Genomic DNA, 16668 nt, shown 5'->3' with positions numbered 1-16668 from the left:
TTGTTGAACATAAATTTTAGGAGGAGGTGAAAACAATGAATGCAGTGTTGGAATTGCAGAAATTATCCAATAACAAAGAGGGCAAAGGTCATGCCGTGGAAGCAACAGTAACAACAATTACAGTAACCATTTTTCTTTCAACATTAAGTAATCATTGCTAAAAAGTGAGTATCATTCCGGAAAAAGGAGGTGAAAACAATGAATGCAGTATTGGAATTGCAAAAATTAGCAAAAGACAAAGAAGGTAAAGGCCAAGCTGTGGATGGAACAATTACAACCACATGGACTGTAACTACGTTCCTTTCAACAATCAGTAACAGCTGTTAAAAAATCTATGAAATAGAACTGCAAAAAAACGCGCCATTTTACTAACTTCAATAACTGGTTGCTTAGCTGATTTTAGCTGATCTTCAGCTAAGCAACGCATTATTTTAGATACAAACCAACCAATAAAAATTCAATAGAGGTGAAAAAATGGAGAAATTACTGGATATAGCTAAAATTCCCGAGCCATTTGAGGAAGGATCAGTACAAATCTGGCTTGACTCAAACCGTGCTGACTTTGTTTTGAAAGCTCATTTTGATGAAAATATTCCTGGTGGAAGCAAGGGGAACGATTTTATTGATGAAACTGTTAATTTTATTAGCGAAATTGCACCGTTGACGAAGTATAAAAAGATCATTGATTTAGGTTGTGGCCCAGGCCTGTATTCCCAAAGTTTAGCTGCTAGGGGATATGAGGTTGTTGGTGTGGATTTTAATGAAAAATCAATTGAATACGCAGTTCACGAAGCCCAAAAAAAGGGTTTAATAATAGATTACAGAATCGAAGATATGACTAACATTGAGATTGAACAGGAGTTTGATCTTGCTCTACTAATCTATGAAATCTATAGTGTCTTTAATCCGGAAAACAGAAGAAAAATACTTAGCAATATCCATCGTGGTTTAAAGTCCGAAGGATTAGTTCTATTAGATGTGTTATCGGAGAATAGTTACGAAAAATTTGAGCAAAATTTTATGTGGGGTTTAACTAGAAAAGATAATCCATTTTCGGATAATAAACATTTATCTTTATTTGCTTCAATAAAATACCCTGATCATGTGACTTTGTCAAAAAATGTTCTCGTTTTTGGAGATGGTGAGCTAGTTAATTATCACTACTGGAATCAACATTTTACGATTGAAAGTCTGGAAAAAGAAGTGAATGATGCCGGATTTACTCTCGAAAAAATATACGCAGATGTGAATGGCGGAGAGTATCAAGCGGAGGGTGAGTCTTTCGCGGCGGTTTTAAAGAAGAAATAAGGATTATGACCCGCCACCGACAGTTTTCACATTAAATGCTTCGTCTCGAACGTCCTCTCTCTCCAGTCATGCATGGAATTACCCCGGTTCTTTACTTTTCGGTTCATGCTGCGGATCCTCTGCTTACTCTCTCGATCAACGCGAGAGGATTCCGTTATTTTCTGGAGAGACTTATGATGTGAAAAATCATTCGGAGCAGTATACTTCAGATTATCCATATCACTTCATGTTTATCTTCATAAAGCCTGGAGATAGTCCAAGCAAGCGTCATATTTACATAATAAATTTTGTATGCTATTAGAGCGTTTACTTAAGCGACCAGCACATTGAAGGCATGACGGATGAAGGGCATGCGCGGTTTGGTTTTTAATGAGATTGGATGAATGTATAGACAGATGGATGGAAAATAAATCTCTGATAGGAGATTGAACGCGTAGGACAGGCACTGGATTGTGTCTGTTTTTTGGCATTCTTTGATCCATAGCGAGCCAAACGTTCCGCATATGGAACACCAACCTTTTACGTATTTTTGCCCGGTGAAACCGTATGGTACCATGGATCATAGATCAATCGGTATCCGGGGGGCGTAATGCCGGGTAAGAAAAGAGGGATGACATGATGAAGCAGGCTTATTGGTTAACAAACGTGACTGTGGAGCGGAGTTATATTCGGGAAGTGCAACAGGTGACGGGGACACGGACAAGCCCCGCTCATCTGCGGATTGAAGATGGAGTGATCGCAGCAATCGTGGAAGGAAACAACCCGCTGTCTAGCGATCTACCACAAGTAGATGCCAAGGGACTTCTGCTGTTACCTTCGTTCGAGGAGGCACATATTCATCTGGATAAAACCTACTACGATGGGCCGTGGACAGCCGTTAAACGTATCTCCAGTATTTTCGAACGTATTGAAGAAGAGAAGGTTCTGTTGCCCAAGCTGCTACCAGATGCCCAGCGTCAAGCGGAGAGTATTCTGACCTTGATCCAGGGGTACGGCTCCACTTATGTACGTAGTCATTGCAATATTGAACCCGTCAGTGGCTTGAAAAGACTGGAAGCGACGCGGCAGGCTCTGGAATCATTTTCGGGCAAAATCTCTTCGGAGATCGTGGCTTTCCCGCAGCATGGACTGCTTCGCTCCCATTCAGTGGAGCTTATGGGCCAAGCGATGAAGGAAGGGGCAACGCATGTGGGCGGACTTGATCCTCATACGGTGGACGAACAGATCGAGAAATCACTGGACGCCATGGTTGAACTGGCTGTTCAGCACCAGGCGGGCATCGATATTCATCTGCATGATGGCGGGCAGGCCGGCAAACAAACGCTGCTGGAACTCGCAAATCTGACCGAAGCAGCAGGGCTTCAGGGTAAAGTTACGGTAAGTCATGCGTTCTGGTTCGCCCGCGCAGAGCAGCAGGAAGCAGAAGATATGGCGCAGCGAATGGCCTCGCTTGGGATGAGCATTGCTTCCACGGTGCCCATTGGCAGAACGATGATGCCTCTTCCCATGCTCCACCGTATGGGCGTGAACGTGAAGCTGGCCACAGACAGCTTGACGGATCATTGGTCTCCTTTTGGCAATGGGGATATGCTTGAGAAAGCGGGACGCTTCGCAGAACTGTACGGATATAGTGACGAACTGTCCTTATCTCAATCTTTGGCATTCGTAACAGGGGGTATCACACCGCTGGATTTACAAGGGGAACAGGTATGGCCGAAGGTAGGAGACACCGCGAGTTTTGTATTGGTGCATGCGAGTTGTTCGGCGGAAGCCGTTGCGCGGCGATCTGCGCGGCAGGCTGTATGGTACAAGGGGCAATTGGTCAGCGGATCAACAGCGGATTGAGGAAAATAGAGCAGGTGCAGCCACGGGAAACCGTGGTTTTTTGGCATGGGAGAAAAAGAGGAAAGAACTGTTCGCATATACCACATTTTGGGTTATGATGGACGTAGTTAATGAAGGGAGTAATACAAATGAAGATTGAGTATGCAACGGAAGCTGACTACGACTACATCATTGAAAGAGATCGGCATATCCATCAGCCACTTGTGAAAACGAAGATTAGTGAGAAAGAAATATTCATCCTATGGGACGAGGACGAGGGATCAAGAGTTGGATGGATGAGGTACGGTTACTTTTGGGATAACCTTCCCTTCATGAATATGGTCTGGATTGATGAACCCTATCGAAACGGCGGATATGGCAAAAAAGTGGTACATTACTGGGAAAATTTAATGAAGCAACAAGGCTTTGATACGGTGATGACTTCAACGCAATCAGACGAACATGCCCAACATTTCTATCGAAAGCTGGGGTATGTTGATGCAGGGGCTCTGTTGCTCGATACACAACCTTTGGAAATTATATTGACCAAGAAAATTTAGTAAGTAAGTTGCAAGGAGAGAGGATTGTGGGTATGGAGCAAGTGACGTTACAACCTATAACCAAAGAAAATGAACTTGAGTGCATCCACCTTAAACCACGGGAAGATCAGCAGGATTTGGTAGCCAGCAATGCGGATTCATTGATTCATGCAACGAAGGAAATTACGTCCAAACCATACGGTATTTTGGCAGAGGATCAGATGGTCGGTTTTATTTTATTTGATAACGAGATCTACAATGACGGGTATTACTGGATTCTGCGCTTCATGATTGATGAGAAGTACCAGGGGAGGGGTTACGGCAAACTTGCCATTCAAGAAGTGATTCATATGTTGCAAGAGAGAAGTGACTGCCAGCAAATCAGGGTATCCCATGTTCCACATAACATTGCGGCAAATGCGCTGTATAAACGTTGCGGATTTCAGGACACGGGTGAATTCGAGGACAACGGTGATATCATTTTAAGTTATCAAGTGAGGTAACAGGGAGGGGAAGCTTGATGATAAGAGAGGCAGAAGCTAGGGATGCAGAGGTTATTGAAAGGCTGTATAAAGAATTATTGCCAAACAACTTAAACACGAAGGTACTGGCAGAACGGATTGAAGAAGTTCGGAATAACCCAAACAGTTTTTTGTTTGTGTATGAACTGGGTGATCAGGTGATCGGAACGGCTCATTTACATATATGTCTGGATGCTTTGGTGGAAAATAGACCATTCGGCGTAGTTGAGCGGGTTATCATTACGGAACATGTGCAGAGCAAGGGATATGGATCTGAATTGATGAAACACATAGAGCATGTATGTGAGCAGAAAAATTGTGTGAAGGTGTTTCTTACGAGCGGATCATCCAGAAACGAAGCACATCACTTTTATACGAAATTGGGGTACAACGGAGAATCCAGCAAGGCATTTAAAAAGTATTTATAACGTATAACATTCATCAAGGAAAAGGAAGTAGAAGCAAAGAAATGAAAGATAACAAACATCCGGTTCAAGATCTCCGACTCATCGTTACCTTGCTCGTGGCTACTCTTTGTTGTCTAGGTATTGTGATGTATTTACGTGCCCAAACAGATACGAATATGTATCGATTTTTAAGTTGGGATATGTTCCTGGCATGGGTACCATTTATCATCTCATCCTGCATTAGATACATATTCAATAAGAAATTAACCACAACGAGCATGATATGTATGGGGCTGATGTGTGGAGTATGGCTCTTTTTTCTGCCCAATGCGGCCTATCTTTTTACGGAGATTCTGCATTCATTCAGATATTTTGATGCTCAAGGGGAGGTTAGATTTTGGGTTAATATTGATTTTTGGTATGGACTCACCCTGACGTTTGCCGTAGCGATCATCGGATTGCTGCTCTCGACTTGTTCGATCATTCAAATCCACGGCATGTTAAACCAATTAATAAATAAGTACATTAGCATGATGGTTGTTGGTGTTATTTTGCTATTGAGCAGTATAGGGGTCTACATTGGGAGATTTCATCGGTGGAATTCGTGGGATGTATTATCCCGACCGGGGAAGATCTTTGTGGATCTTGTGAATGATTTTAATGCAGCGAACAGCATAATGGTTGAGTTTGTTGTCATTGTATTTGCGGTTCAATTTTTTGGATACGTTATTTTATCTTTGCTAACAGCAAGGTCTGGCAGTTCATCTTCATTGGAAAGGGCAAAGGATCTGAAATTATGAAGGCGATAACGCAGGAAATTACGGAAGAATTGTTGGCTGTGATGGATATGTACCAAAGATTTGCGCGGCAATTGATTGACCAACTGATATTGGAAACCGATCAGCCTGATCGGAAGGCAATTCTCGAAGGGGCATACCATTTGTTGTCCAATGCGGAAGTAATCCACGGAGAAGAAGAATTAACGGGAAACTGGTATTTTGATGTTCACGGCGAGCACTGTATGTTCAAGAATACAGAAACAGGGCAGACATTAGAGGCTTTCCTTGGTCGTCTTTGTATTTCGAGAATCCGTTTAAGGACATGTTGGATTTCTTCGAACGTATGGAGGCACAGCATGTGTTAATTCATGTTCACGGGGTGGCGTATAGAAAAATGATTTGATTGCTTGCCATTTAATTAAAATTGAGGAGGAATTACATATGGGGTTAACTGAGTGGTCTATAGATATTCTTCAATATGATCTGTCGGATGAATATTCGATTCGCAAAGCAGATTTTGCCGAATGGGGATTATATTGCACGATTTATTATGATATGCGTTATGTCGGATTTTTCAGAGAAGAAGAGTTCAGTTCTTCCAAGATCAGTGCGTACTGGATTTACAAAGGGGAAAGCAAAATAGGTGGCGTGAGAATGGAGCCTAACCAGATGTATCATTTGTTTTTTGTCCCGCCATTCCAGCAGTGCTTTGAGGTGTTGAAGCTCCTGAAGCATAAATTATTACAGTGGTCGGATCGCACCAAACGTATTCTGACCTTTGAGATTCTTCCAGACCAAGTCGATCTATATGCAAGAGCTGGATTCTGGCCAGTGGAGTTCAGATGTCGCTGGATGCAGCGGCCTACAGATCATTTTGAAATCGAATGGGACAGCAGGGTAACCGTGAAGAGTCCAGAGATTATTGAAAGTGAAACCGGCAATAGAAAATATGTGAATGAAGATGAGATTGCTCAATGTGACCTGGAGAGTTTTGCAGGAAGTCTTGAAGCTACACGAAGAAAACATACCACTCTTGCAGATTTTATACCAAGTGATGACCCTAATTATACCAATGAAATTCTGACCGAAGCGTCCACGCTTGTATATGACAAGGAAACGGGACAGCTTATTGCAAATTGTCGCTTGTGCTTGCAAGATAATCAGGCTGCTGTGTATAGCATAGGGGTTCGGCCGGCATATAGAGGAAGAGGGCTTGCTACACTGATGTTACAGAGAGCTTTGAATGCGCTTAAGGGTCAATATCCCGTGCTGCGATTGTATGTGATGCAAGGAAATGATGCGGAGTCGGTGTATCTGAATCTGGGATTTATTCCGGGTGTGCAGGAGATTCAGACGATGTATATTCCTGAGGAGGAGTCACAATGAAGGTTGCCATCTTAACCGATATTCATGGGAATGTTCCTGCGCTTCAAGCGGTATTGGTTGATATCGATTCCAGAGGAGACATTGAGCATACATTTTGTTTGGGAGATATGATCGGTATTGGCCCGTACTCCAATGAAGTGATCGAGATGTTGTACAGCCGCGAAAATATGATAGCGATTTCGGGGAATCACGAAGAGGGCGTATTGAATTTGCTTCAAAATAAGGGTCCATTAGAAGGGCACAAAGGCATGGCCGAGCATCACGAATGGATTGGTCGGCATTTGAGTGCAGAATCGATCAAGAAAATTCAAGCTCTACCGAAATTCGTTGAAAAAGAGGTAGAAGGACGTCGGTTCCTTTTGACTCACTATCATATGAACAACGACAAGTTGGATGTCATCGATAAAGAACCATCCAGGACCAAATTGGATGCAAGATATCAGGGAACGGCCCATGATTTGGTTTGTTTTGGTCATTATCATATTCTTCATTATTATAAGACAGATCAAAGAGTATATATGAATCCGGGCGCTCTAGGCTGTAACGATCTTGCCATTGCCAGATATGGCATCGTGGATCTCCAAGAGGGGAACATTGATGTGAAATTCATTGGCGTTCCATATGACAATAGAGAGTATCTGAAATCGTATGAACGGTTGAACGTTCCGGATCGGGCTTTTATTTTGAAGGCATTCCATGGGAATCAGTTGGAGAGAGAGGATAGTGAACGTTCGTAGCAATGTGCTGCTACTTTGGAAAGGAGAGATGTACATGGGAATGATCATTATGTTGGTGGTGTATCTGTTCCTCGGTATTTATGTTGTGAAAGTTGGAATAGATAACTCAAAAAATAGCCAGAACACCAAAGAAATATTATCAGAGTTAAGGGAAATTAAGGAGCTGTTGAAAGAGCAAAGGTAAAGAGGAGGGATGTACCTGTGTCTCGAGCACCATTTCAAATATTAGTTTTTCCTTATACCAGGTTGAAAGATTCAAATGACTATGCATACGCTATCTTTCGAAGATCAAGAGAAGGTTACTGGCAGGGCATAGCTGGGGGAGGGGAAGATGAAGAAAAACCATTAGAAGCAGCCATGAGAGAAGCATTTGAAGAGGCGGGAATCCCTTTAAATAGTAAATACAGGAGTCTTAATTCAAGATCGACTCACTCCGTGGTAGATGTGGTTGGTTATTTTATGTGGGGACCTGATACATTTGTTATTCCTGAGTATTGCTTTGGAGTAGAACTAGATGAAATGGATCTGTCTTTATCCAATGAGCACTCAGAATATAAATGGGTGGCTTATGAAGAAGCTCGTGAAATACTTAAATGGGATAGTAATAGAGTAGCAATCTGGGAATTGAATCAAAGACTGATCAGAGAGTCATCGAAATAGACATGTATTCAAGCGAGGAAGGATGCTATGATTTACGATCTACAAGGTGAAGCCAATATGGAACCTATTGTTGGAATGTTATTTTCTGCAGTAAGAGAGAATAGTGAGCGACTTAAATCGATTACTGAGGGGATGTCGCAAGAAGAGGTAGATTACAAAGGGGAACAGAACCAGTTTAATAGTACAGCTCAATTAATACGACATATTACGTTTGTTGATATGAATTGGGTTTATAGAATAAAGGGAGTTGTCCTTCCGCAGTCATTAATAGAGCAATATGGTCCCATGACTGATGAAAATAATAGACTTCCGCTGGTTCAAGATGTGTCACGTGACACACTTATCTCTCAATATGAGGGTGGTATTAACCCTTCTGAAAGAAACATGCACACAAGTAGCAGATGCTGACCTAGATCGAGTAGTTACTTTTGGACATCAGAACGAAAAACAAGCTACGGTACGTTGGGGATTATGGCATATGGCTGACCATAACCGTTATCATCAAGCTCATATTAATCAGCTAAGAAAGTGGTTCCAAACACAGAATGATTGCTAACACATAGACAGGTTATTTTTCTAAATGCCAGATCTGATGATATCACCACCTCCCCTCAGCGGTTACTTCAGATCTGAAGTACACGAATAACAATATCCTGATCATGGTTACCAAAACCGGAACCATAGATCGTTAATCCCCCTACATTGGGGCTTTCCTCGTCAACCGTGAAACGTAGCGTCCAGAACGGTTCGCTAAGCTTAATATCCGTTAGAGTAATGTCTGACATCCGCTCACCATCCATATACGTACCGGAGGCATCAATGCGGATGGTCTTCAATAATCCATACTGATTCACATTGCGATGCCACCATTCCGGCGTATATTTGCCGCGTGCTGCTCTGCCAAAGTCGGCAGGGCTTGTCCACGTTCCAAGTGAAATGCCATTGAAGGTGAAACGAATATCCGAAGGCCAATGATCTCGCAATCCCGGAGCTTCAGACGCCAGTTCCATCGAAATTTCAATAGCATCGGTTGTCTGGTCAGGAAGGACAAAGTTCGGTGTTTTATATTCAACATAGCCCTTCCCAAACCACAGGATAGCGGCGTGAACACGCTCAGGATCAAGGAAGTAACGTGGATCATCCCATACGCCGATTTCTTTCTCAAGTGTTCCTAGCCCACAGGTAGGGTGAATATCAAAAGCAGTATAGTGTCCGACGGCTATCGTCTGTTCTCTGGTTCGTGAAGTTTGGCTTGCGGATGGAAGCTCGATCTCAATCTGATTTTGCTTGAGGTAACATAATTTGTGCGTCCCTCCGTTGATTCGAACTCTTCTGCTGCCAATTAGACCTGCATCCTCCAGTTTGCGAATATGCATCGTGACAATGGAGGGGCTAAGCTCTAATACTGCGGCAATATCCTTCACATTCATTTCGCGATCTGCAATCATGTCCATGATTCTCCATCTGACTTCGCTTGCCAGCGCCTCATATAAAGGAAGGAACTGGGGCTCTCCATTTGCTTTGATCATCTGTACAACTCCCTACCCTCAATCTTCTAAAATTACATATATATTAATTTAACGAAATTAGCTCCAAGATGCAATCCATATTCATTGCAAGTTTATGCCCGATGGTGTTTAATTTTTGTAGTTGTTACGAAGTTGAATTCTTATATTTGTGAATTTTATGATAAGAGATGGAGTGGCGTAATGAAATACAATAACCCTGTTGTGAAAGGTTTTTATCCAGACCCTAGTGTGATTCAGGTGCACGATACCTACTATATGGTGTGTAGTTCTTTTCAATATTTCCCGGGCGTACCGCTCTTTGAAAGCAAGGATTTGCTGAATTGGAAGCAGATTGGTCACTGCCTGACTCGTAAAAGCCAGATTCAGCTCGAGACGGTGAACAGCTCCGGGGGTGTATTTGCCCCAACCATCAGGCACAATAACGGGCGTTTTTATATGGTCACAACGAATGATACAACGCATCAGAATTTCTATGTCTGGACGGATAATATCTACGGAGAATGGTCTGAGCCTATCTATGTGGATCAAGGCGGGATTGATCCCGATTTGTATTTTGAAGATGGAAGAACCTTGTTTATGAGTAACGGGGTGGATGATGAAGGCGTTGGCGGAATTGTTCAGTGCGAGCTTGAAATTGAAACTGGCCGCAAACTGACCCCGAGTCGTTCGATATGGAACGGAACAGGTGGACGATATCTGGAAAGTCCGCATCTTTATAAAATGAACGGTTACTATTACCTGCTTGCAGCCGAAGGCGGCACCGAGTATGGTCACATGGTAACGTATGCCCGGGGAATTTCATCCTCAGGACCGTTCGAAGCCTATGCGCACAATCCGGTTCTAACCAACCGTAATCTGGGCGGGTATGAGTTACAGGGTGTGGGGCATGGTGATCTGGTTCAGGATGATCGGGGAAACTGGTGGCTCTTTCACCTGGGATTCCGACAGATTGGCAGATGGGCTACGTACCATCATCTGGGCCGAGAAGTATTTCTGACTCCAATTACGTTTGGTGAAGACGGATGGTTTACAGCTGGGCATGAAGGCACAACACTGACGAGTTTTGAGACCAATCGTATCCCGGATACGGTGATCCAGCAGGATAAGAAGCATTATACGTTTGCAAATACAGACTGGAACCTCGACTGGTGTTATCTTCGTCATCCAAATACAGAGCATTATCAGCTTGAATCAGATAAGCTTACGCTAACAGGAACGGATATAACGCTGGACGTTCCGGCATCCCCAACGTTCATCGGGCTACGTCAAAAAGACTTTAATGCAAAAATTTCAGTCGATGTTAGTCTGACGAGTGGAGAAGCAGGTATCACGATCTACATGGATGAGAATCATCATTATGAAGTGGCTATTCGTCAGGAGCAGGACGGTTATAAGGTGGTCGAGCGTCTAAATATCGGTGATATCAAATCGATAGAACATGAAGTGAATCTGGGAAATAAACAACATGCAACGCTGGTGATCCGCTCAAGCCAGGAACGCTACAGTTTCCTGTTTCAAACAGATGGTGAAGAGATTCTGCTGGGCACGGCACAGACGAGATACCTTTCTTCGGAGGTGGCAGGAGGTTTTACAGGCGTACTCATTGGGTTATACGCGAGCGGGCAAGATACTTCAGCGGAGTTTACAAATTTCAAGTGTGATTATCATTAAGAAGTTAAGGGAAGGGCCTAAGGGTCCTTCTCTTTTTTTAAATTTGTGTCAAAATATAGATATATTAATAAATGCCAATAGAAGAGAGTGATTTAAACTTGCAAGTACATTATAAAATGCCAGAATCCTTAGTAGACATCGTTCGAATAGATAAGAAATTACGTGAACAACATGTTGGAACCATCGACGATTATATGGGTTTTTATATTAGTTTTAACAATGATGATGATAGATACTATTGTACGCCAGATGATGCCATCATATTTGGAAGAACAGGGGCAGATGGTGACCATTTTGCTTTTTTCACGTTCAACAGATCCATTAGTGATTTGGAAGAAGCGCCTATTATCTTTATTCAACCTACGGCATTTGGGAATCAAGTAACGTTAGTGGCCAGAAACCTTAAGGATTTTATAGCATTATTTATTAATCTTAAAGAAATTTATGTGTTGGAAAGATTTCGGTTTTATAAGAATAAATTAGATTTTACGAATGACTATAACGATAATTATATGGAAGATATAAAGATGCGAGAGAGTGATAATCATTTAATTATTGAACTGCTAAAGGAGAATATAAAAGGAATAGCAGAAATTGATGATGTATACGAATACATTATTGAATCCAGAAAACAAATAGAACTCGGAATAAATAATGATGACTTCGGATGATCTCTCTATTGAATCTTTAAAATAGTCTGAATGTAACAAAAGGTCAAAAGAACGTGTTATTTAATTATATAGCTTGATTGGATAACCAAGGAGGAGTTGTATGGAGGATCAATGGAGAATTGCGAAGTATGACCCGGCATGGCGTGATTTGTTTCTCGAAACGGGTTCGAAATTAAGAGAAGCTTTAGGAGAAAAGGCTCTGCGGATTGACCATGTTGGGTCCACTTCAATTGTTGGAATAGACGCCAAACCTATCATAGATATACAAATATCTGTTTCTAATTATGAGAATCTGTTGGACTACAAACATGAGATCGAAACAGTCGGATTTGTATTCAGAGCAGAAAATCCGGATAAGACTAAACGTTACTTTCGTGAAGAACCCGGAAGCAGAAGGATACATATACACGTTAGACAGGCAGGCAGTTTCTCCGAGCAGATGACCTTGCTGTTCAGAGACTATTTAAGGGAGCATCCAGAAGATTGTTTGAAATATGCAGAAGAAAAGCACAGACTCATGTCATTGTATAAAGATCAGCGTTCCAAATATGTTGAAGGAAAAGGACCAATGGTGTGGAGCATATTACAGAGAGCACATCGTTGGTCTCAAGAAATCGGATGGCAGCCGGCAAAATCTGACGCATGAGCACATCCAATGAATAGAGATAACTGTATTGGAGTGATGAGATGAACATGGGAAGAAAGCTGATAACAACCGTTCTAACCATCATTTGTTTTACTTTGGCTGCAAGTCTCATATCGATGAATGAATCCTACAGTTTTGATTTTTACATTCTTATTTATCTGGTATACGCGACTCCCTTGATCCTGTTGATCGGGCTACCTTTATCGATATTGCTAGACTATCTGCTCAGCCGAATACAATTCCCTAATCATGTGTTGTATCTAAGTACGAGGATATTAGGCTATGCATGTGCTGGAGTTTTGGGCATGTACATCTATTATCTGGTCATGGGCGCAGGAGAAGCAATCTTGGATTTCAAAGAGACGTTAGTTCTGACCTTATTTGGCGTTCTTGCTGCTATTCTATTTGTATTGATTGATATGGGATTGGAAGTTTTGTTAAAAAAGCAAAGAAGAAAGAGTTGAATTAAATTGATTTGTCAGGAGGAAAGCAAAATGGCAACGCATTGTGCACTTCTAATCATTGACGTACAAGTAGCGATGTTTGATGAATCAGATCCCGTCTATCAAGGGGAACGATTGCTTCAGAAAATCCGGGTATTAATTTCCAGGGCCCGTGAAGCAGGGCATGCCATCATATATATACAGCACTGCGAAGGGGCAGGCAGTCCGCTGGAACGAGGAACACTGGGGTGGGACATCCATCCGTCCATTGCACCTATAGCTGGTGACCTCGTTATCGAGAAAGAGACACCGGATTCGTTTCACAAAACTGATCTGCATCTGAAATTGCAAAAAGATGGCGTGACGGAGTTGATTCTCGCGGGTATGCAGACTGAGGTATGTGTAGACACGACTTGCCGCAGAGCGTACAGTCTGGGTTACACGGTCAATCTGGTTCAAGATGCGCACAGCACATGGAATTCAAAGACGCTTCAAGCAGAGCAGATTATTGCACATCACAATACGGTACTGAGACTGTTTGCCAACGTGGTGGATACGGAGAATGCGCTGTAATGCTAGGAAAACGTAGGCGATTCTGGTTTTTCATAGGTGCGGCAATCATGTTTTTGTATTTTCTAATCACGAGTAATCCAGATCCAAATAAGCCGATTTCAAGAAATCAAGTGATAAGCACAGAGATGAGTATAGTCGTGTACACCAGGACAGGTGACGGTGGAGCACACGTTAGCATTGACAATGTTACGTTAAGTAAAGAAGACATTAGCCGTATAGTCGGCTGGCTGAATGCAGCCCCGGAATCAGCCAAAATACCAGTAGATGATGTCACAGGAAGCATTAGTGCGGGAATTGCTTTGAAATTAAAACATAACGCTAAAGTTACGATTCAATACAATCGGAAACAGATTATTGTATCCACAAAAAGCAGATTTAATAGAGATTCGAAATATATACTTGATCAAAAGGACTTAAGAGACTTTTTGGATCAAAAGTTGGAAGGGACGTATTTTGGTGAAGATACCGTTAGTGTTGAATAAGGGGGAGATGTATTGACGATTAACAAAAAAATAATGAATCTATCAGCCTGGCTTGCTGTATTAGCCATCCTATGTATTCCTGGAACTTTACATACTGAAGATGGACCGCTCCGAACAGAGTATGGTTTCCCGCTCCGATTCTTTACGGATTATCATTATGCTAATTCTGAGGGAACAATCTGGTTTATATCTGGCATCTATTTAAATGTACTTCTATATTTGTTCAATGTCCTGTTTATTTATGTAGGTATTCATGTAATCTTGTATATAAAAAAGAAATTAACTAAATAAATTCAACAGAATATTTACACGAAACGGAGAGGACAGAAAAAACCTGAAGAAGCGAAGTGTTCGCCTTTATCCCCGGGAGTTTCCCATTATAAAATGAATCAAAAAACTCTGGGGATAACAGCGATTGGAAGGTTGTTCTGTCATCGGAGTGGTAAGTGTGAACATTCAATAGTTTAATTTATTTAGAATATCAAGATGGAGTGATAACGATGAAACAACTTCCAGTAGAATGGAAGTCAGACCGACTTATTATCTCGAATGTGGAAGAATCCGATATTCCTGAACTTGAGTCCTTATATGAAACCAGTCGGTACTTGCATCAATGGGATGGACAAGAGCATGATCGGAACTATGTGAAAGAATGTTTTGAAGAAGGCCACCTTCCGCCGGGAGGCAGACTGGAGAATTATCGAATTCAATCCATTCGCACGAATGAGGATGACCGCTATATTGGTTTGTTAAGTGTGTACCATGGGTATCCCTCCGAGGGTTCGATCTATCTCGAATTTCTATATATCCAGAGCGAGATCCAGAAGCAGGGATATGGACAAGAATTAATTCAGGCGCTAACTCTGCACTGTTCCGAGCTTGGTTACAAGGAAATTCGAATTAACGTAGCGCTCAAAAATTGGCCTGCACTACGCTTCTGGATTAAATCCGGATTCAATCAGATTAGCGGAATTTATGGTGATCTTGAACATTCGGAGGATACCTTTGCCAATACAGAATTGATCAAATCTCTCTGAAAAATATAGCCTATAAAGGGGAATATACCAATGGAAACATTCTTTCGTTATAACTGGATGGTGCGTGAGCAATGGTATGTTTGGTGTGAAGATGTACCGCTTGAAGAATTGCTTTGGCCTCGCACGGGCGGAGTAGGCAACATATTACAAACATTATTTCATATCATTGATGTAGAGTGGAGCTGGCTTCAGTTGCTTCAGGGCAAACCGGATGATGCAGAAGATTTTGCAAACTACCAGAATCTTGAGGCGGTAAGGCGACTCGATCGCAAGTTACGTCCTGATGTGGAGGCATTTGTTACAGCATGGGACTCGAGTATGGAAAAAAGAGCTTATATTGATCATCGCTCAGCTGGCAGGGACAGTACAGATTCATGGGGAGAAGTTATGCGACATGTGATCGCCCATGAGATTCACCATATGGGACAGCTGTCAGTATGGGCCAGAGAATTGGGCAAACAGCCAGTATCCGCCAATGTCATTGGCAAAGGACTGATTATGCCTGACTAACCGGAGGGGCGGTCATAATATGGAAGAAGGGGAAACGATGACGATTCAACTTAGCCAGGTGAATTGGGTAGAACTGGATGAACGTATCCAGCAGGTGATGGAACAGGAGTATCAGATCATTCCCTTGCCACCTGGGCTGGAAGCGAGTGTGATGAGAATCGAAATGGAAGATCAGCGGTACGTATTGAAAGTCTGGGACAAGGATTCCAAACCGGATATCGCCAAACAATATCGATTATTGTCCAAGCTTTATCAAAGTGGAATTCGTGTTTCCAAACCCTACGGTTGGGGATTAGACGAGCAAGAGAATCAAGTGCTGTTAACGAGCTATGATGGAAAGCCGATTACCCAATTAACACAAACCAAGCTGATACATTTGGCTGAGCGATTAATGGAGGTCCATCGTTATCCGGTGAATGAAGTGGGTACTGGAGAAGGTGAAGAATACATATCCAGGTACGATTTTGTTCAATACTTTTTTCCTCAAATTGAATTACATGACGATATAAATGATCTTCTGGCAAAGTTGATTCAGCAGGTCCAGATCAGACAGGACCGTTTGATTCATGGCGATTATAATCTGGGAAACATTCTTGAGATGGACGACCAGTACACCATCATCGATTGGACTAATGGGCAATACGGTGATCCAAGGTACGATATGGCATGGTCTGTGTTTCTGATCACCATCTATAATGGAGAAAATTACGGCGAGATGTATCGCGCTCAATTTGCACGTTCTTCAAGTTATACGTACACGCTGGAAGAGGAGCAGGTTTTTGGAGCAATAGCTTGTCTTCGCTGGATTCTGTTAAGGCGCGTTGGGAATGTCCCCATGGGGCCAGATGTAATGGAAAGGGTTCACAACATGGCTGTCCATAATCCGTATTTGAATGAACATCTGCTGTAATCGTAATACGGGGATACACAATGACGACAGTATAC

Annotated in this window: 23 protein-coding genes and 1 pseudogene; 23 read left to right on the top strand and 1 reads right to left on the bottom strand. The window is 42.3% G+C overall.

Annotation, left to right across the window (positions count from 1 at the left end; translation table 11 throughout):
• Positions 1 to 35: 35 nt before the first annotated feature.
• The 14 genes and pseudogenes from MKY66_RS22710 (at position 36) to MKY66_RS22645 (ending at position 8717) form a co-directional block, all read left to right on the top strand.
• Entirely contained in the window at positions 36 to 161 is a 126-nt protein-coding gene (locus tag MKY66_RS22710) for a class III lanthipeptide (RefSeq protein ID WP_218639197.1), read from the top strand.
• A 37-nt stretch (positions 162 to 198) separates the two neighbouring features.
• On the top strand, positions 199 to 327 hold the full coding sequence (locus MKY66_RS22705; RefSeq protein ID WP_218639195.1) for a class III lanthipeptide: 129 nt from the start codon (positions 199 to 201) through the stop codon (positions 325 to 327).
• A gap of 147 nt (positions 328 to 474) precedes the next feature.
• Positions 475 to 1308 carry a class I SAM-dependent methyltransferase gene (locus tag MKY66_RS22700; protein ID WP_076212270.1) on the top strand — a complete coding sequence of 278 codons (834 nt, stop codon included), beginning with the start codon at positions 475 to 477 and terminating at the stop codon, positions 1306 to 1308.
• Between the two features lie 618 nt (positions 1309 to 1926).
• Positions 1927 to 3153 (top strand): amidohydrolase, encoded by a 1227-nt coding sequence (locus tag MKY66_RS22695; protein ID WP_076212566.1) that lies wholly within the window; start codon positions 1927 to 1929, stop codon positions 3151 to 3153.
• 128 nt (positions 3154 to 3281) lie between these two features.
• A complete protein-coding gene (locus MKY66_RS22690; protein WP_076212268.1) occupies positions 3282 to 3692 on the top strand; it encodes a GNAT family N-acetyltransferase in 411 nt (136 codons plus the stop codon).
• 32 nt (positions 3693 to 3724) lie between these two features.
• Positions 3725 to 4174, top strand: a complete 450-nt coding sequence (locus MKY66_RS22685) for a GNAT family N-acetyltransferase (RefSeq protein WP_076212564.1) — start codon at positions 3725 to 3727, stop codon at positions 4172 to 4174.
• 17 nt (positions 4175 to 4191) lie between these two features.
• Positions 4192 to 4620: a GNAT family N-acetyltransferase gene (locus tag MKY66_RS22680; protein WP_076212266.1), complete on the top strand. Its 429-nt coding sequence runs from the start codon at positions 4192 to 4194 to the stop codon at positions 4618 to 4620.
• A gap of 41 nt (positions 4621 to 4661) precedes the next feature.
• Positions 4662 to 5399, top strand: a complete 738-nt coding sequence (locus MKY66_RS22675) for a DUF1361 domain-containing protein (RefSeq protein WP_076212264.1) — start codon at positions 4662 to 4664, stop codon at positions 5397 to 5399.
• Positions 5396 to 5743 (top strand): hypothetical protein, encoded by a 348-nt coding sequence (locus MKY66_RS22670; protein WP_256704256.1) that lies wholly within the window; start codon positions 5396 to 5398, stop codon positions 5741 to 5743. The genes MKY66_RS22675 and MKY66_RS22670 overlap by 4 nt, the downstream gene beginning before the upstream one ends.
• 76 nt (positions 5744 to 5819) lie before the next feature.
• The gene (locus MKY66_RS22665; RefSeq protein ID WP_076212262.1) at positions 5820 to 6764 is read left to right on the top strand and encodes a GNAT family N-acetyltransferase; all 945 of its coding nucleotides are present in this window, start codon (positions 5820 to 5822) and stop codon (positions 6762 to 6764) included.
• Complete coding sequence (locus tag MKY66_RS22660; RefSeq protein WP_076212261.1) at positions 6761 to 7501, top strand: metallophosphoesterase family protein; 741 nt, start codon at positions 6761 to 6763, stop codon at positions 7499 to 7501. Before MKY66_RS22665 ends, MKY66_RS22660 begins: the two co-directional genes overlap by 4 nt.
• 34 nt (positions 7502 to 7535) lie before the next feature.
• A complete protein-coding gene (locus tag MKY66_RS22655; protein ID WP_179088540.1) occupies positions 7536 to 7685 on the top strand; it encodes a hypothetical protein in 150 nt (49 codons plus the stop codon).
• A gap of 17 nt (positions 7686 to 7702) precedes the next feature.
• Positions 7703 to 8161, top strand: a complete 459-nt coding sequence (locus tag MKY66_RS22650; RefSeq protein WP_076212259.1) for an NUDIX pyrophosphatase — start codon at positions 7703 to 7705, stop codon at positions 8159 to 8161.
• Positions 8162 to 8188: 27 nt separating this feature from the next.
• Positions 8189 to 8717, top strand: a pseudogene (locus MKY66_RS22645) (DinB family protein).
• A gap of 67 nt (positions 8718 to 8784) precedes the next feature.
• Here the strand turns inward: MKY66_RS22645 and MKY66_RS22640 are convergent.
• Complete coding sequence (locus MKY66_RS22640) at positions 8785 to 9690, bottom strand: ArsR family transcriptional regulator (RefSeq protein WP_076212257.1); 906 nt, start codon at positions 9688 to 9690, stop codon at positions 8785 to 8787.
• Between the two features lie 180 nt (positions 9691 to 9870).
• On the opposite strand from MKY66_RS22640, the gene MKY66_RS22635 reads away from it, so the two are divergent.
• From MKY66_RS22635 to MKY66_RS22595, 9 genes are all read left to right on the top strand, one after another.
• On the top strand, positions 9871 to 11361 hold the full coding sequence (locus tag MKY66_RS22635; RefSeq protein ID WP_076212255.1) for a glycoside hydrolase family 43 protein: 1491 nt from the start codon (positions 9871 to 9873) through the stop codon (positions 11359 to 11361).
• A gap of 116 nt (positions 11362 to 11477) precedes the next feature.
• Positions 11478 to 12032, top strand: coding sequence for a hypothetical protein (locus MKY66_RS22630; RefSeq protein WP_143781476.1), 555 nt, complete (start codon positions 11478 to 11480; stop codon positions 12030 to 12032).
• Positions 12033 to 12132: 100 nt separating this feature from the next.
• Positions 12133 to 12678, top strand: coding sequence for a GrpB family protein (locus tag MKY66_RS22625; protein WP_076212251.1), 546 nt, complete (start codon positions 12133 to 12135; stop codon positions 12676 to 12678).
• Positions 12679 to 12719: 41 nt separating this feature from the next.
• The gene (locus MKY66_RS22620; RefSeq protein ID WP_076212249.1) at positions 12720 to 13142 is read left to right on the top strand and encodes a hypothetical protein; all 423 of its coding nucleotides are present in this window, start codon (positions 12720 to 12722) and stop codon (positions 13140 to 13142) included.
• Between the two features lie 30 nt (positions 13143 to 13172).
• On the top strand, positions 13173 to 13694 hold the full coding sequence (locus MKY66_RS22615; RefSeq protein ID WP_076212247.1) for a cysteine hydrolase family protein: 522 nt from the start codon (positions 13173 to 13175) through the stop codon (positions 13692 to 13694).
• A 125-nt stretch (positions 13695 to 13819) separates the two neighbouring features.
• Complete coding sequence (locus MKY66_RS22610) at positions 13820 to 14176, top strand: hypothetical protein (protein ID WP_339806027.1); 357 nt, start codon at positions 13820 to 13822, stop codon at positions 14174 to 14176.
• A 500-nt stretch (positions 14177 to 14676) separates the two neighbouring features.
• On the top strand, positions 14677 to 15213 hold the full coding sequence (locus tag MKY66_RS22605) for a GNAT family N-acetyltransferase (RefSeq protein ID WP_076212241.1): 537 nt from the start codon (positions 14677 to 14679) through the stop codon (positions 15211 to 15213).
• A gap of 30 nt (positions 15214 to 15243) precedes the next feature.
• Positions 15244 to 15723: a DinB family protein gene (locus tag MKY66_RS22600; protein ID WP_076212239.1), complete on the top strand. Its 480-nt coding sequence runs from the start codon at positions 15244 to 15246 to the stop codon at positions 15721 to 15723.
• A gap of 19 nt (positions 15724 to 15742) precedes the next feature.
• Entirely contained in the window at positions 15743 to 16633 is an 891-nt protein-coding gene (locus MKY66_RS22595; protein WP_083657141.1) for an aminoglycoside phosphotransferase family protein, read from the top strand.
• Positions 16634 to 16668: the final 35 nt, after the last annotated feature.

The organism is Paenibacillus sp. FSL R5-0766, from assembly GCF_037971845.1.
Classification (GTDB): Bacteria; Bacillota; Bacilli; order Paenibacillales; family Paenibacillaceae; genus Paenibacillus.
Note: the sequence above shows the minus strand (reverse complement) of the source record. Positions and strands in the feature narration are given on the sequence as shown.

What these genes read in the sequence shown, in the direction of transcription:
- MKY66_RS22710 (WP_218639197.1), top strand. Translation starts at nt 36, where the DNA reads ATGAATGCAGTGTTGGAATTGCAGAAATTATCCAATAACAAAGAGGGC.
- MKY66_RS22705 (WP_218639195.1), top strand. Translation starts at nt 199, where the DNA reads ATGAATGCAGTATTGGAATTGCAAAAATTAGCAAAAGACAAAGAAGGT.
- MKY66_RS22700 (WP_076212270.1), top strand. Translation starts at nt 475, where the DNA reads ATGGAGAAATTACTGGATATAGCTAAAATTCCCGAGCCATTTGAGGAA.
- MKY66_RS22695 (WP_076212566.1), top strand. Translation starts at nt 1,927, where the DNA reads ATGAAGCAGGCTTATTGGTTAACAAACGTGACTGTGGAGCGGAGTTAT.
- MKY66_RS22690 (WP_076212268.1), top strand. Translation starts at nt 3,282, where the DNA reads ATGAAGATTGAGTATGCAACGGAAGCTGACTACGACTACATCATTGAA.
- MKY66_RS22685 (WP_076212564.1), top strand. Translation starts at nt 3,725, where the DNA reads ATGGAGCAAGTGACGTTACAACCTATAACCAAAGAAAATGAACTTGAG.
- MKY66_RS22680 (WP_076212266.1), top strand. Translation starts at nt 4,192, where the DNA reads ATGATAAGAGAGGCAGAAGCTAGGGATGCAGAGGTTATTGAAAGGCTG.
- MKY66_RS22675 (WP_076212264.1), top strand. Translation starts at nt 4,662, where the DNA reads ATGAAAGATAACAAACATCCGGTTCAAGATCTCCGACTCATCGTTACC.
- MKY66_RS22670 (WP_256704256.1), top strand. Translation starts at nt 5,396, where the DNA reads ATGAAGGCGATAACGCAGGAAATTACGGAAGAATTGTTGGCTGTGATG.
- MKY66_RS22665 (WP_076212262.1), top strand. Translation starts at nt 5,820, where the DNA reads ATGGGGTTAACTGAGTGGTCTATAGATATTCTTCAATATGATCTGTCG.
- MKY66_RS22660 (WP_076212261.1), top strand. Translation starts at nt 6,761, where the DNA reads ATGAAGGTTGCCATCTTAACCGATATTCATGGGAATGTTCCTGCGCTT.
- MKY66_RS22655 (WP_179088540.1), top strand. Translation starts at nt 7,536, where the DNA reads ATGGGAATGATCATTATGTTGGTGGTGTATCTGTTCCTCGGTATTTAT.
- MKY66_RS22640 (WP_076212257.1), bottom strand. Translation starts at nt 9,690, where the DNA reads ATGATCAAAGCAAATGGAGAGCCCCAGTTCCTTCCTTTATATGAGGCG.
- MKY66_RS22635 (WP_076212255.1), top strand. Translation starts at nt 9,871, where the DNA reads ATGAAATACAATAACCCTGTTGTGAAAGGTTTTTATCCAGACCCTAGT.
- MKY66_RS22630 (WP_143781476.1), top strand. Translation starts at nt 11,478, where the DNA reads ATGCCAGAATCCTTAGTAGACATCGTTCGAATAGATAAGAAATTACGT.
- MKY66_RS22625 (WP_076212251.1), top strand. Translation starts at nt 12,133, where the DNA reads ATGGAGGATCAATGGAGAATTGCGAAGTATGACCCGGCATGGCGTGAT.
- MKY66_RS22620 (WP_076212249.1), top strand. Translation starts at nt 12,720, where the DNA reads ATGAACATGGGAAGAAAGCTGATAACAACCGTTCTAACCATCATTTGT.
- MKY66_RS22615 (WP_076212247.1), top strand. Translation starts at nt 13,173, where the DNA reads ATGGCAACGCATTGTGCACTTCTAATCATTGACGTACAAGTAGCGATG.
- MKY66_RS22610 (WP_339806027.1), top strand. Translation starts at nt 13,820, where the DNA reads ATGAGTATAGTCGTGTACACCAGGACAGGTGACGGTGGAGCACACGTT.
- MKY66_RS22605 (WP_076212241.1), top strand. Translation starts at nt 14,677, where the DNA reads ATGAAACAACTTCCAGTAGAATGGAAGTCAGACCGACTTATTATCTCG.
- MKY66_RS22600 (WP_076212239.1), top strand. Translation starts at nt 15,244, where the DNA reads ATGGAAACATTCTTTCGTTATAACTGGATGGTGCGTGAGCAATGGTAT.
- MKY66_RS22595 (WP_083657141.1), top strand. Translation starts at nt 15,743, where the DNA reads ATGGAAGAAGGGGAAACGATGACGATTCAACTTAGCCAGGTGAATTGG.